This window comes from Candidatus Nitrosocosmicus franklandus (genome assembly GCF_900696045.1).
In the GTDB taxonomy this organism is placed as follows: Archaea; Thermoproteota; Nitrososphaeria; order Nitrososphaerales; family Nitrososphaeraceae; genus Nitrosocosmicus; species Nitrosocosmicus franklandus_A.
This window is the reverse complement of the sequence record NZ_LR216287.1, coordinates 1,176,744-1,191,009: the sequence shown is the minus strand read 5'-3', so window position 1 is coordinate 1,191,009 and position 14,266 is coordinate 1,176,744. Positions and strand designations below refer to the sequence as shown.

Here is a 14,266-nt window from a genome sequence, read left to right as displayed (position 1 = left end):
TATTAATTGTCCAGTGTAAAAAAGCAGGAGTTTATAACCATCATAAAGCGTATCATGAAGAAAATATCAGATGATGTAATCAAACATAATCAGATGCCCATCTTGGATTTACCAAAGATAGGCTATGATAATACCGTTTGGTCGGATGAAAAAAGAATGCTTACTATAGGTGATAAAAAAATAGAGGTTAGCCCTGATAGTGTAAAGCGGATACCTACGTTTGCTCAGTATTTGGTAATGGCCAATGCGGTAAAAAAGTTACTCGATGAGGATATGGAAAGCACCATACGAGGGATGTACTATGCCACTCTCAGTAGTGTTGGCGATGACAAAAATAAACAAAAATTTTGGTCAGGTCAAGATGACTCTGATAGTGCCATAAAGGCACTGGAACTTTTGACCGGTATCCCAAGAGAGGAATTTTCTGTTACTTCTAAACCAAAGGGTATGATATCTGGTCCTATAAAATTACGTGTGGGTGGGGATATTATTGATTGCAACCTTGGGAGCCGAGCAACTTCTCAGTTAATACCTACTAATATAGGCGATGTACAAATCGAGGATGTAAAGGCCGACTTTGTTATGGTGGTGGAAAAGGATACCGTTTTAAATAACATTAGAAAATCAGGTTTTATTCAGAAATATAATGCCATTTTGATGACTGGCTCAGGGGAACCAGACCGAGCTACGAGAATGATGGTAAAGATTCTAAACGAAAAATGGAAAAAACCTGTAGTTGTTTTTGCCGATGCAGATCCTTGGGGACTAGGCATCGCCCTTAGGTACAAAATAGGTAGTGAATCATTAAGTTATGATAGTGAGAGACTAGTTACTCCAAACGCTCAGGTCCTCGGAATGATGTTTTCTGATATTTATGAGTTTAACATTCCTGAAGTTGCACGACTGACAGCCAGTGACGAAGACATCAACAGAGCAAACGATATGAAGAAAAAACCTTGGATGCAAGACAAGCAATGGCAAAAAGAGCTAAATCTATTTTTAAATAAAAAAGAAAAATGCGAATTGGATGCTTTCTTTAAACATGGGTTCAAGTATTTGTCTGAAACTTATTTGCCTCAAAAACTTCGAATGGCAGGTGTTATCTAATCTTGCTATCTTAATCCCATAGAGATAAATAAAGACAAAAAGAGGAGATGAGAAAAAGATAGTATGTGTGCTAGACATCTCGTGTTGTGTCTCTAAATGTTTGATGCAATAATTTTTTTCTTATTTGTTACTTTTCTTACGCTGGTATTTTCTGTTTGCTTTGTATTTGTATTTTTGGCAAAATTGGTGATTATCAGATCATAATGATCTCTTCGTCTTTTTGCATCACAATTGATATTTCTTTGTGTTTTTACTTTTAGAATGGTATATTTTTCATACAATGATTTCACATACTCTGAGTTTGAATTTGAAAGCAATACTTTAGCGCCAATATTGTTCAGACGGTCAAACTCAATAGCAAGTTCCATATGTTGTTTGACTCCAAAACTTTCTTTTGTATAATCAGTAAAGTTTGATGTTCTTGATAATGGAAAATACGGGGGATCAAGATATACAAAGTCGTCTTCCTTACACATTGAAGTAGTATTCTTATAAATATCACATTGGATATCTACATCAGAACGATTTAATAGAAGAGAACATTCAATCAGCTTTTCTTTATTGCAAATTTTTGGATTAAAATATCTCCCATGTGGAACATTAAAATTTCCTATTTTATTTACTCTATACAATCCATTGTAACAGGTTTTATTTAAGAAGATGAATCTGCCTGCTAATTCCGTTGGGTTGGCTTTAGAGCCGTTATTGTTATCTCTGACCATATAGTAGTATTTTTCACCACCTTGGTAGTATTTTTCTTGATGATCTTGCAGGATTTCTATTAATTCTTTTACATTGTTTTTGACTACTCTATAGGTGTTTATCAATTGAGGATTGGAATCTGACAAAAATGCCTTAAACGGCTTTCGTGTTTGAATTAGATAAAAGAAAAAAGCTCCGCCGCCTAAAAACGGTTCATAATATCTTTCGATATTACTTGGTGTAAGCTTGTCTAATAATACTACTAATCTTTTCTTTCCACCTGCCCATTTTAAAAAAGAACCTGTAATAGTTTTTTGCAATTGCTATGTTATTATAAACTAGATTAACATTAAGACATATGATTGTTTTCTATATAATAGAATTATGGTAAAAACTCCTAAAACGCTTTTTCTCGAATTGTCTCATTATTTTTCCAGCGTGAGAAATGAATATGACTCTTTAACTTTGTTTGATGTGTCAGCAAGAAATTGATTTCTTATGGCTTTTCCATAAAATACGATGTCTCTGGACAACATCTCTATACGCATAACAGTTTTTTGATTCGTTATATTGCCATCTATATCAAAATCATTGGAACTAGTCGAAATACCATAGGGCATACTCCATCCATAGCATTGTCTTACTGCTGTTCTCATTTGTTCCATCACTGTGAGGCCCTTTTCATGAGAGGCACAGATATATCCGAATGTTTTTCCTGAAAACTCTTTCCAAAAGAAATCTAAAAAATTTTTTAACACACCTGACATGGATCCATGGTAATCTGGGGAGGCAAGGATTATTGCATCTGTCCATTTGACCATGGTGTTGGCCATTTGCAAGCTTTCCTTTTCAGATTGTTGAATCTTGTCTAACTGTAAATTGGGTTCATAAATTGGCAGTCTGTTTTTCCTGAGATCAAATAAATTTATTTCTGCATTATACCTTTCTTTAGCTATTTTTAATGCGAGATCTAAAGCCTTAAAACTATAGGAATTGTTTCTCATGCTCCCTGCAATTCCCAATAAGTTTATTGTCATCAGTTTTTTTTCATGTGTTTGTTATTTGAATATTTAGATACAAAACGCCATTGTTCATTTAACACGATAATTATGGTTTGAAAGTGCTTTGTCTCTTTTATCTCTCTTTATCTCTATCTGGGTAGCACCCAAAAAAAAGAAGAGTTAGCTGTTATAGTTTTCTGCACATTTTACTATCTCTTTAGTTGATAGGTAATTTCCCTTGTCATATGCTCTTTCAAAACAGGCTGTGAGTAACAGTTTTCGTTCTTCTTTGGTTACTGTATTTTCATTGTAAACCTTGGTTTCACTGTCTCTTTTATCCCCTCTATTATTATCGTCATTCTTATTCTTGTCATCATCATCATCATCCTTGTCCTTTGCATCCTTGTCATTCTTATTCTTGTCATCATCATCATCATCATCCTTGTCCTTTGCATCCTTGTCATTCTTATTCTTGTCATCATCATCATCATCATCATCATCATCCTTGTCCTTTGCATCCTTGTCATTCTTATTCTTGTCATCATCATCCTTGTTTTCTACATCACTTTGAACAGAAGTAGACGACGTGTTTTGGGTTGGTGCAAAGGTTCCGCCATTGGTATTGGTGTCCACCACCTTTACTATGCCTACACTTTCGCTTTGATCAGATATTCCTGTTTGAGGACCTTCAGGGGCTGCCGGGTGTGATTGACTTTGTACCGGTGCTTGACCTTGGATTGGTGTTTGAGCATGATCTGAGGGAGTTGAAGGTGAGGATGTACTATTGCAATTACTAGCTGTTGAGGCTGCATAAACATATGTTTGCATGAAGTTGATTACACAGTTTGCGTTCTGCATAGCAGAGTCTTTATTTGGATCGTTGGGTGAAGTGTACATATTAAAATTATTGTTATAGTTTACGAGATCACCTGAAGCAGCATTAACATGTTTTACAGGTGATAAATTAATTGAACTTAATATTAGTAACAAAAACATTGACGACATGATGGTGGTGGAAGTTACTCTATTGAAATACATGTTATAATTTTTTAGTAGATATTCTTTATGAGGATTGTTTTTAATAATTATGTACTTATTTTTTTCTCAAAACTATAATTCAATTCTAATAGAAGATTGATTGTATCTTTTTGATAATTTTATTTAGAACGGGGTGAGTGAATATATGAGGCATCAATAGTTTTTACTAGTGTACTGGGTTTTCCACAATTACAATTACAAAAAATTATATGGTTCTATTTCACTATTAACTGCGCATTAAGAGCAATTCGTGTCTCTTGGATATACACTACAATTTAGTTAACGTATCTAAACCAAAAAATCTGTGAAATAGTAGAACCGGCGTTGTTGTTGGTCAACAGCTAATATATAAATGGATAATTATGTTAATATGGCTCTGTTCACTTAATATGTTTTATTTCATTGTTGTGATAGTCTACAAAGAGCCGCAGCCAATTCCGTACATGCTTTAACTTGCAATTCTTTATTCTACAAGGAAAGTAGTCATCGAAACTTTCGGTTCTATCCTTTATGTATTGCATCTTTCTTTCAATCAGACTTTTCTCCAGAGAGGAATGAATGTGATGATCGAGATTTAAGAATCTACAGGCCATTGGATACCAAGTACCTCCATCATCAGTCGAAACTGGATGAATTCCATGAATCTTGACTAAATCTGAAATGAATCTTTCAGCTACAAACATGTTTCTTTCTTTAGAGATAGACAGTGCGAGAATTTGCCTGTTTTCTGTCTGGTTCAGTTGCAACCCAGAGCCAGACAAACTCTGATCCCACCTTCAACATGGTCTCATCTATTATATACTCTAGAACTCTTCTTCTAGTTGACTTCAGCTTTTGAGGCTTGTACTTTTGAATCCAATTCCAGATGGAGACATGGTTTCTTTTATACATCTGAGACAATCTTTCCGAGGCTTTTCTTAAAGATAAACCTGAAAAGTACAAATGCAACCCATAACATACATACTTTGAAGGCGTTCTGTTTCTAGTAAGCATAAAAGAAATGGAATGCTTTCAAGCTATATGCTTATCGTTAACTGAACAGAGCCAATATATTGTTTGCTTTCTCTTGATGATTTTGATATATGGTGCATTTTGATGCGGTCAAGAAAAACCACTTTGACAAGCTTGAATACCTTTTAGATACTGGCGTGATGGATCAAAACGTTGTTACCCACTTTCGAAAAAGGGGTCTAAAAGTCTATGATACTGTTAATGATTTGGACTGTCCTTATTTATCTAAAATAATTCCTTATGTAGTGATAGGAGCTTCAGAAGAATTTGTTAACAAATTAACAGTACCCTATCAAGCCACCAGTTTTGTTGCTGCAGAGATCTTTTCTCCAAACAGTGGAATCTATGCCTTTAAGCTTTTGGGACTCAAGGGCGGAGGAGTCACATTACTTACCGGAGGTAGTAGAAAACTTGGAGATAATGTTTTTGCCTCTCTGCATAGGATCCTTGTAGGAAGTAATGCCATTATGGTTACAGTAAACAACATGATGGAAAATCATTCTCAGATTTGGTCATGGGATTTTTTTGGCAAGCATCTAAAACCCTGTTATCCAAAAGTATATGATGAGCTCTTTAAACTTGCAAACAGGTTTGTAAACTTGGAAAGGTTTTACTTTGTAGTATCTATTCGCTCGATTGAAAGCGTAGATAAATCGCGATTGATAGAATTTTATAAAAAAAAAGAACTTTCAATGCTTGATCCAAAAAATAATTTGAAGGTAATTATTTTAACCACGGATGTAGTATACGAACACCTATCAAGGACAATAAAAGAATCAGATCTAGTTACATATTTACGCACAGGAAAAGAAGAATTTGATATGCTCAAAGGCCTTCAAACCCTTCGAAAGGATTATGGTATCAAGTATTTGTTAAATGATGGAGGCAGGAAGATGTCAGAATCGATTCGAAAAGATGGATTATTGGCAGAAGAGAGAGTAACCTTGGAACCGTTTAATCCCGAAACTCTCAAGTACACTGTAGATGACACCTGCATACTTGGGAAAAAAGGATGGGGGACGGACGGAACGGAGCTGAAGAGTTCATTACTATTAGATTCCATTAAAATCGATCATGAGGAGGCAAACGTGTATGTTTATCCACTAGATGAATCCAAAGTCATGGATTAGAGGATTTAAGACGGAGAAATTTGCAAAGAATATGAGTTGTGGCTCTTTTTTTATTGATTGATTAAACTGACTGATAACTTTTTTACTGCTTTTTCACAAAAAAAATCGTATATTATCATCACAAAGATTGCGGCGTCATCTATATGTACTTCTAATCCTGTCCCAGTCAAAATAGCGATTTGATACCTTCCTATCCACATTCCTAGCTATTTGCCTGTCTACTTGTTATTTTGGTTCTGTTGTTACTTTTTCCTGTTTTTCAACCTGGCAGCCATTCTTTCCTCTCCTTCTTGAAACCTCTTTTTCTCTTCCTCATTTCTCAGGATTAGTTTGGGAACCTCGGTTGGCTTTCCCTTTTCATCAAGAGCCACCAAAGTTACATATGCTGTACCTGTGTGTGTCTTTTGAGACTTGTTCAAGTCTTCTGCTTCGATATTCACCTCCACTTCCATAGAAGTTCTTCTTACATAGTTTATCCTGGCCTTTAAGATCAAAGCATTTCCTATGTACACTGGCTTTAGAAATGTCATACTATCTATACTAGCTGTCACAATATTGGCATGTCCTGCGTGTCTCTTTGCAACCAATCCTGCTAAAAGGTCTACGTACTTTAAGATCATTCCTCCAAATACGTTTCCAAGGGGATTGGCATCAGAAGGTAGCATTACAATTGTAGTTTCTGCCTCGGAGTCTCGAACTGTCTTTTTGACAATATTTTGTACACTTTCTTCTACTTCTTCTTTAGACAATATCTAGAATCAATAATACTGTGAGATATTAATTCTTAAATAATAAACAAGCATGATGATTCTTCTTTTATCTGAAAACCAAATTTATTATTGAATTTATATTAAACTTTGACTCACTATTTGTATATGCTTTTTTTGTCTGACGCTGTTAGACTATTAGATTCTATTGTCTTTATTCAAAATCTTAAGAGAGTTAACAGCTATTCTGTTCAAGAAAGGCTCACTAGTTTAGGGGATTTTAAGATTTTGGTATTATCTGCATTTTTCTTTACTATTTCATTTAATTTTATTACTGTTGAGGGTAATTATCTGGCTTTTGCTCACATTTTTGGCAGTAGCAGTGATGGAGGTGAAGATGATATCAGCAGTTTAGGTGGCACCAAAAACCAGACTGCTGGAAATTATGTAATCGATCTTTTACTGAATCCGTCAAAACCTATGATTGACAAGAACACTGAATTTCTAATGCAGATAAAATCAACTCAGGGCGATGAAATTATAGAATTACCTGTTTCATTTTATATTTTAAAAGAAGGAGATCCCATATTTTCCGATCCGAATAATTTTGTACTGGTAAGACAGGGTCATTATGATTTTAACTATACCTTTAGCGAACCAGGCAAGTATATTCTATTTGTTGATATTAAGGATATTTTCTACACTTTGGACGTTCTGACTGCTAGTTTTGAAATCGATGTTCAAGTACCTGTATTGGAGAGAATTAATGAGTCTATAGCCAACTTTTTAATTACTTATTATTATATTTTTGTCATCATTGCAGCCTTGGTAGGAATTTCGTATGCTGTAAGAATAAAAAGACGCAAGGGGGTAAAGCAAACCACCTAGTATTTCGAATATTGTTCTAAAATTACATAAATATAAGTAATTTTATTATAAAATAATGATGAAAAAATCAACTAGTACAAAAGTATCATTTTTTGTAGTCTTTGTGCTTGTATCAGCCATTTTTTCTGTTAATGGTAATGTATACGCACAAAACGAATCTCTGTCTGAAGCTCTAAATGTGACAGAGGTACCACTTGACAATTCTACTAATGTAACCCAAACAACGGTACCGGTTGAAGAGGAATTATTGCCTACCACCACCGATGGCTTGGTAACCGATGATTCTTCAGCAGCTGCTAATGAAACAGAAACTGCTGAAAATGTAACTGACACAGTACCGGTTGAAGAAGAATTATTGCCTACCACCACCGATGGCTTGGTAACCACTAATGTTACAAGTGCTGAACCAAGAGATGAGGCTACAGGAGGAGAAGAAGAACATACTGAACATGCTGCAGGCGAAGGTACAGTTACCAGAGATTCTCTAACTGTATTATTAGAAGATCAAAGCTTACCTGAAGGAAGCTTTATTCATTTGTACGATTCAACACCATACAAGATAATGAATGGCCATGTTGCATTAAAGGTCCCATGCGGTGAAGACAATGCTACCGCAGTAGATGTATTAATTGGTCAGGCACCTAATTTAGCACCAGCTGAATTAGAATATGTTGCACCATTATCTGCACCCGGAGAATTGTGTCTTTATCATGCAGATATAGCATCTGATGACACAAACACCATTACAGATATTGCAATTGCAAATAACTCTACAGACGAAATTGACTTTCCGGCTACATCTACAGTTGTCTTGGGCGTCAATGAAATTAGTTCATTAGGCGACGACCACAGTCACGCAGAATAAGAAGTAAAATAACGACAAGAAATTATATCTTCTTTTTTCTTATTTTTATTTTAATTTTTTTAGATTAAGAATAATTTTTACAAAAAATTTTAACATGCTTACTTTGGTGGTTTAACCGTTACCAGATGCCATTTTTCTATCTTTCTATCCATGTAATATACACATACACATAGGATAGAAAATAGTCATAGCTCACCGTAATTCTATTACTTCGTTTTGTAGTAGCAAATGTTATTTTAGGTAGTAGGAGGTAGATTAATCATCTTATCTGTTTATTATATCAAAGAAAAAAATTTAATCAAGATAGAAAAACTAAAAAAGAAAAATCTATCTGCCCCACCATGAAGCTGCATGCGGATAGGCTGGCTTACGGAAGTATTGTTAACTAATTATATCTGTATTCTCTTTTAGTCCAAGTCTCCTCTGTTGCTATAATTATTTCTTCTTCCAAGCGGTCTAGTAATTCCGCTTAATCTTCTAGAATAATATTTACTGTTGCCGCTATTATCATAGTTGTTTCTGACCCTCTGTTCTGCTGGGATTCTACTACGTCCATACCCTCGTTGACTGTCTCCATCCCTATCTCTTGTGCTATTGCTGTTGTTATTGCGACCATAACCACCTCGACTGCCATAGCCTCTGCCGTAACCACCACTATTGTTGTTGTTATATTTACGACCATAATTAGATCTAAAGCGATTGGGTCGAGGAGCGCTGTTGACGTTAAAGTCCACTTCTATCCCATACTCTGTATTTAAATTCTTTAGAGAATTCTTTGCAATATTTTGGATCTTCCTGAGGGTAAACATGTCGTTCTGTGATACAAAAGAAAGTGCAGTGCCATTTGCTCCTGCTCGAGCAGTCCTGCCTATTCTGTGGAAGTATGTTTCCACATCGTCAGGTATGTCGTAGTTAATGATGTGGCTCACTGATGAAATGTCTAAACCTCTGGATGCCACGTCTGTAGCGACCAATATGTTGAATCTTTTATTTCTAAATCTAGAAAGGGTGCTTTCTCTCTGTCTCTGATTCAAATCCCCATGAATACTTTCTACGTAAAAGTCGTCGTCTCTTAGCTTGAATGTTAAATCTCTAGCTCTCTGTTTTGTTGCAGTAAATACAATAATATGACTTTCGTCGTCTTTTGAGATGGGCTTGAGAGTGTTAACCAATTGTTTGAATTTGTCTTTTTCATTGAGGAGTAGATAAGATTGATTTATGTTGGCCTGTGAGATGGTCTTTTCAATACTTATTTGCTTTGGGCTGTTCATTTGTTCTTTGGCAAGCTGGACTATAGAGTCAGGCATTGTTGCCGAAAAGAGACAAATTTGTTTTTTATTGTCAATATGTGAAAGGATTTCTTTGATGTCATCAATGAAACCCATATCTAACATTCTATCTGCTTCATCAAGAACAAGAAAATTAATTTTACTTAAATTGATGGTTCTCTGATTCATGTGGTCTAAGAGTCTGCCGGGTGTGGCGACTACTATATTTACACCTTTATTGAGTATCTTCTTTTGCATTTGATAATTTTGTCCGCCGTAAATAGCTACGGCCCTCAAGTTGCTATACTTTACAAGCTGGTTTATTGTACTTGTAATCTGTGTAGCCAGTTCTCTTGTAGGAACTAAAATAAGTGCTTGTAGAAAATTATTAGGATTCAACTTACTCAACATAGGTAGTACGAATGCGGCTGTTTTACCAGTTCCTGTATTCGATCTACCAATAACGTCTTCTCCTTTTAAGATAAGTGGGATTATTGATTCTTGAATAGGAAATGGTTGTTCGATTCCTGTTTCTTTTAATGCTTTAACTATGGATTTTTCAATACCAAGTTCTTCAAAACTAACCAATTAATATATTCAGCTCGGATTACTAAATGTGGTTATACCTTATAAATAGCAATGCATTCAAATGATCAGACATGCTTTAATAGTACTAGGAATTTGCTTGCTTGGAGAAAAGCAACGATTTTATTTAAAAATTCCATGTACACAAGGAGGTTTTGGATAGCTTTAATTTTGTTCTGTTGGGCGATACTTCTATTGCAGGCGAGTTGGGAAAAAAGGGGACTTCGAGCGATATTACAATATACGATCGAAAAACGAATGATAAAATTATTTCTTATTGTTTCCCCAATACGTACCCTGAAAAACTTCAACCACTATTGCAATCAATTGCAATGTCTGATTATGCTATAATCAATATATCGAAACTTGATACCTTTTTGGGTGAACAACTTGTTGCTGTTGATATTTTTGGGATAAAGAATGGTTTTATATTACATAGCTATGAAATCGATGCCCAAAGGGTAAAAAATATTATAAAAAATACCCGACTGTCATCTTTTTCCATTTTAGATAGCTTAGATCAGCTAAAAAGTAGGATTGCTGAAATGACGTCATCTTCTACCTCTACCTCTGCTGTTGTCAATAAGGGGACGAAAACCAATAATATTGATGATGATGATGCTGCTCAAGCTTCTTATGCCGGTGTTGGTAATGACCGTCTCTTAAAAAATGACCCTGGTGAAGAGGTGCGAGAAGAAGAAGTGGAGAAAAAGGGCGTTTGTGTTTCCATAGACCATGCATTTGATGTCAAGGGTGTCGGAACCGTGGTTCTGGGCTCAGTGAAACAAGGAGAAATCAAAACATATGATGAGCTTGTACTGAGTCCAGTCAATAAAACCGTACTTATAAAGTCAATTCAGATGCATGATGATCCTGTTAATATTTCAAAGAAACCTTCACGTGTGGGTCTGGCCATCAAAGGTATATCTGCAAAGGAAATTTCACGAGGTGATATGATTACATCTCCTGGTTTGGCCAAAATTGCAAACAATGAATTTCAAATCAAATTCATAAAGAATCAGTTCTTTAAAGAAGAAATTTCTGAAACTCAGAACTATATGACATGTGTAGGCCTTCAGATTCGTACGGTAAAGCTAAAACACACTAACGGCAGCGACGGTGGCGACCATCATCATCACCACCACCAATCAAACTTGATAGTCCAATTTGAAAAACCCATAGCATACGTCAAAGGTGACAAGTGTGTATTATTCAGACCTGATTCAAAGGGGATGAGGATAATGGGTCATGGAATTATGGGATAGGACAAGATGTTTGGTTAGGATTTAATAAGCCATTTGTATACAGATAAACATCCCCTCTAATGTCTATACAAAGTTTTTTTCCTTTTGAGAGCATCCGTCCGAAGCAGGCAAAGGTTCTCGAGGAGATTGATCAGGCTTTAAAGTCAAGATATAAATTTATATTTTTAGAAGCACCCACTGGGTTTGGAAAAAGTGCAGTTGCAGTAACACTTGCAAGATTTTTGGGAAGCTCACATATATGTACATCTACCAAGGACCTTCAAACTCAGTATAACAGAGATTTTCCTTATCTTTCTGAAGTAAAGGGACGTAATAATTTTCCGTGCATAATCAAGGAAGATATGGGAATAAGTGAAAACTGTGAATACGGACCATGCCTAAAGGATGATAATTTTGACTGTATCTACAAGACAAGGATGAGTGACTATGATGTAAAGGCTGAAGGGACCATTTATGAAAATATCGAGATAAACAAATACGCATTAAAAAAATATCATGATAAAGCAAAAGAACATTCTCAGCTGATTAGAATAGAGTGGAAACCGTGCCTTTATTATCATCAAAAATGGGTATCTATAAAATCAAGCCATACTATATACAATTACAAGTACTTTTTGTCTGATTTATTTTATTCTTCGGGGGTAAACAAGAGAAAGCTTTTGATACTAGATGAAGCACATACGCTGGAATCTGAACTTTCTTCATTTAAGAATATCATATTTAGCAAAGAGTCTCTGGCCAGGTTCTTTCCTAGGATCAAATTCCCAGACAACAAACAAACTGATATTGAGACCTGGATAGCCTTCTGTACTACATTGAGGGATCAATTTTCACGTTATATCGAAAGAGCCGCTAACATTTTGGGAGATGGTGGCAGTAGCGGTAGTAGGCTTGTTAGTAGTAATAGTGGTGGTAGTAACAGTTATGGAGGCAAAAGTATTAACAACAATAGCAAAAGTTCCAGATATGGCTCAAATAATTTGAAGGAGCAGGAGGAGGAGGAAGGAGACATTTATGTGAGCGAAAAAAATCTTATAGATGCACTAAATTATGAAAAAACCTTGACTTCCTTTCTTGAAGATTTAAAGCTTCATAAGGATAACTGGCTTGTTACAAACATTACTAGAAATGAAATTGACAATACAATTTCTAGAATTAAATTAGAACCCTTGGTAGTATCAAATTACTTTGAAGACATATTTGACAAGGGTGAAACTTCTCTTCTGATGAGCGCTACCATATTGAGTAAGGAAAACTTGTGCAAGGCTGTGGGGCTGAAAGACGATGATGTCAAGTTTATAAGAGTAGAAAGCTCAGATTTTCCAATTAGAAATAGGCCTATTTATTTGATGAATGTGGCTTGGTTAAACGCAAAAACAATGAACGAGGCTTTACCAAATATTGTCAAAGTACTCGATAACCTGTTAACTGTACATAAAAATGACAAAGGTATTATACACACAACATCGTACTCTCAAGTTCAGTTTATCAAAAATAATCTTTCAAAAGGCAATTTGTCAAGACTTATTGAAACCAATCCCAAGTTTGACCGAAGCGAAATGATCTTAAAGCATACTCAAAGCCCAAAGCCAACAGTCCTGATATCACCATCCATGTTTTTGGGAGTGGATCTTAAAGATGATCTCTCTAGATTTCAGATTATAGTAAAGGTGCCTTATCCAGATTTAACCGACAAAAAGATCTCTGTATTAAAGCAACGCAATCCAAAATGGTATGAATGGAATACCATTCTCAGGCTTATTCAGGCATATGGAAGAAGCGTAAGAAATTCTGAGGATTATGCAAATACCTACATTTTAGATAGTAGTGTTTCATACCTTTTAAAAAATGGTCGAGATATGGTTCCAAAGTGGTTTTCAGAAGCCATTATCACTAGGTAGTTCAGGTTAATGTAACAGAGTTATTGTTGCTGTCACTGTTACCACTACAGCTACCACTGCTGCTATTGCAGGAAATGATAATAAGAGAACAAGAAAAAAAGTAGATTTAAAACCTCATAGTCACTATTATGACCTCTCATTTGTTGACAAAAGTAAATAGCAGTCATAGATCTATCATTGCCTATGGTCATAACGAGGGTAGTGGTGGTGGTGCCTAGATAATGGAAGTACAAATATACGATTACAAAAAATATATCTTCAAACCCGACATTAGGATAGGAAATTACTTTTTTCAATGGGATGCTAATGAGCTTGGTATTGATGTACATGAAATAAATCATTTGAAAAATTTTATCAGAAAAATAATCCCTGTACTAGAACAATATATGATACTTTTGCAGAATGAGAACAAAAAAGAGGAAGTTGGTAGGAAGAATACCTATACCAATGACAGAAAACAACTCTGCATCAAAGAAAAGTACGACAAAAGGATCTCATTTTTGATGTTTATTGACTCGCAAGGTTCAACTTTTTTTTATAGGGAAGAGACTTGTTATTTGATTACTGGTGACAAAAGTAGTATCTTCAACACCAAAACTGTATCTGATGTTTATTCTGAAAATTCTATGAATGATAAAGGTCTAGATGACAACAGTATTATTAATTATGGATACAGTGATGGCGATAGTGGTAATCATAATAATCGTACTCTTATCAAAACCGAAGTAAAGTGGCTACTTGGGGAATTATTATTCGATAGAAATCCAAAAAAGAATAGATAAACCAGTACAGATGTGG

Annotated in this window: 14 protein-coding genes; 7 read left to right on the top strand and 7 right to left on the bottom strand. The window is 35.2% G+C overall.

The window, feature by feature from the left end; translation table 11 throughout:
• Positions 1-6: 6 nt before the first annotated feature.
• The gene (locus NFRAN_RS05575; protein WP_134483663.1) at positions 7-1,107 is read left to right on the top strand and encodes a DNA topoisomerase IV subunit A; all 1,101 of its coding nucleotides are present in this window, start codon (positions 7-9) and stop codon (positions 1,105-1,107) included.
• A 92-nt stretch (positions 1,108-1,199) separates the two neighbouring features.
• Here the strand turns inward: NFRAN_RS05575 and NFRAN_RS05570 are convergent, their stop codons facing one another.
• The 5 genes from NFRAN_RS05570 to NFRAN_RS05550 all read right to left on the bottom strand — a co-directional run bounded on the left by NFRAN_RS05570 (position 1,200) and on the right by NFRAN_RS05550 (position 4,841).
• A complete protein-coding gene (locus NFRAN_RS05570; RefSeq protein ID WP_134483661.1) occupies positions 1,200-2,129 on the bottom strand; it encodes a DNA adenine methylase in 930 nt (309 codons plus the stop codon).
• Between the two features lie 105 nt (positions 2,130-2,234).
• Complete coding sequence (locus NFRAN_RS05565) at positions 2,235-2,846, bottom strand: NADPH-dependent FMN reductase (RefSeq protein WP_134483659.1); 612 nt, start codon at positions 2,844-2,846, stop codon at positions 2,235-2,237.
• A 144-nt stretch (positions 2,847-2,990) separates the two neighbouring features.
• On the bottom strand, positions 2,991-3,848 hold the full coding sequence (locus NFRAN_RS05560; protein ID WP_145988034.1) for a hypothetical protein: 858 nt from the start codon (positions 3,846-3,848) through the stop codon (positions 2,991-2,993).
• Between the two features lie 380 nt (positions 3,849-4,228).
• Positions 4,229-4,609 (bottom strand): hypothetical protein, encoded by a 381-nt coding sequence (locus NFRAN_RS05555; protein ID WP_134483198.1) that lies wholly within the window; start codon positions 4,607-4,609, stop codon positions 4,229-4,231.
• Positions 4,542-4,841 (bottom strand): hypothetical protein, encoded by a 300-nt coding sequence (locus tag NFRAN_RS05550; RefSeq protein WP_134483632.1) that lies wholly within the window; start codon positions 4,839-4,841, stop codon positions 4,542-4,544. Before NFRAN_RS05550 ends, NFRAN_RS05555 begins: the two co-directional genes overlap by 68 nt.
• A gap of 89 nt (positions 4,842-4,930) precedes the next feature.
• On the opposite strand from NFRAN_RS05550, the gene NFRAN_RS05545 reads away from it, so the two are divergent.
• Positions 4,931-5,989: a hypothetical protein gene (locus tag NFRAN_RS05545; protein ID WP_134483656.1), complete on the top strand. Its 1,059-nt coding sequence runs from the start codon at positions 4,931-4,933 to the stop codon at positions 5,987-5,989.
• Between the two features lie 242 nt (positions 5,990-6,231).
• Here NFRAN_RS05545 and NFRAN_RS05540 read toward each other — a convergent pair whose 3' ends face one another.
• Positions 6,232-6,738 carry an acyl-CoA thioesterase gene (locus tag NFRAN_RS05540; RefSeq protein ID WP_232037942.1) on the bottom strand — a complete coding sequence of 169 codons (507 nt, stop codon included), beginning with the start codon at positions 6,736-6,738 and terminating at the stop codon, positions 6,232-6,234.
• A gap of 126 nt (positions 6,739-6,864) precedes the next feature.
• Between NFRAN_RS05540 and NFRAN_RS05535 the strand changes: the two genes are divergently transcribed.
• Positions 6,865-7,584, top strand: coding sequence for a hypothetical protein (locus NFRAN_RS05535; protein WP_172602158.1), 720 nt, complete (start codon positions 6,865-6,867; stop codon positions 7,582-7,584).
• Positions 7,585-7,639: 55 nt separating this feature from the next.
• Entirely contained in the window at positions 7,640-8,449 is an 810-nt protein-coding gene (locus tag NFRAN_RS05530) for a hypothetical protein (protein WP_134483652.1), read from the top strand.
• Positions 8,450-8,856: 407 nt separating this feature from the next.
• Here the strand turns inward: NFRAN_RS05530 and NFRAN_RS05525 are convergent, their stop codons facing one another.
• Positions 8,857-10,305 (bottom strand): DEAD/DEAH box helicase, encoded by a 1,449-nt coding sequence (locus NFRAN_RS05525; RefSeq protein WP_134483650.1) that lies wholly within the window; start codon positions 10,303-10,305, stop codon positions 8,857-8,859.
• A gap of 152 nt (positions 10,306-10,457) precedes the next feature.
• On the opposite strand from NFRAN_RS05525, the gene NFRAN_RS05520 reads away from it, so the two are divergent.
• The 3 genes from NFRAN_RS05520 (at position 10,458) to NFRAN_RS05510 (ending at position 14,250) form a co-directional block, all read left to right on the top strand.
• Positions 10,458-11,567 (top strand): EF-Tu/IF-2/RF-3 family GTPase, encoded by a 1,110-nt coding sequence (locus NFRAN_RS05520; protein WP_134483648.1) that lies wholly within the window; start codon positions 10,458-10,460, stop codon positions 11,565-11,567.
• Positions 11,568-11,626: 59 nt separating this feature from the next.
• Positions 11,627-13,468: a helicase C-terminal domain-containing protein gene (locus NFRAN_RS05515; protein WP_134483646.1), complete on the top strand. Its 1,842-nt coding sequence runs from the start codon at positions 11,627-11,629 to the stop codon at positions 13,466-13,468.
• 221 nt (positions 13,469-13,689) lie between these two features.
• Positions 13,690-14,250 (top strand): hypothetical protein, encoded by a 561-nt coding sequence (locus NFRAN_RS05510; RefSeq protein ID WP_134483645.1) that lies wholly within the window; start codon positions 13,690-13,692, stop codon positions 14,248-14,250.
• Positions 14,251-14,266: the final 16 nt, after the last annotated feature.

Bases quoted from the DNA above. Each gene is read 5' to 3' on its own strand.
- NFRAN_RS05565 (WP_134483659.1), bottom strand. From the start codon at position 2,846: ATGACAATAAACTTATTGGGAATTGCAGGGAGCATGAGAAACAATTCC.
- NFRAN_RS05560 (WP_145988034.1), bottom strand. From the start codon at position 3,848: ATGTATTTCAATAGAGTAACTTCCACCACCATCATGTCGTCAATGTTT.
- NFRAN_RS05550 (WP_134483632.1), bottom strand. From the start codon at position 4,841: ATGCTTACTAGAAACAGAACGCCTTCAAAGTATGTATGTTATGGGTTG.
- NFRAN_RS05545 (WP_134483656.1), top strand. From the start codon at position 4,931: ATGGTGCATTTTGATGCGGTCAAGAAAAACCACTTTGACAAGCTTGAA.
- NFRAN_RS05535 (WP_172602158.1), top strand. From the start codon at position 6,865: ATGCTTTTTTTGTCTGACGCTGTTAGACTATTAGATTCTATTGTCTTT.
- NFRAN_RS05530 (WP_134483652.1), top strand. From the start codon at position 7,640: ATGATGAAAAAATCAACTAGTACAAAAGTATCATTTTTTGTAGTCTTT.
- NFRAN_RS05515 (WP_134483646.1), top strand. From the start codon at position 11,627: ATGTCTATACAAAGTTTTTTTCCTTTTGAGAGCATCCGTCCGAAGCAG.
- NFRAN_RS05510 (WP_134483645.1), top strand. From the start codon at position 13,690: ATGGAAGTACAAATATACGATTACAAAAAATATATCTTCAAACCCGAC.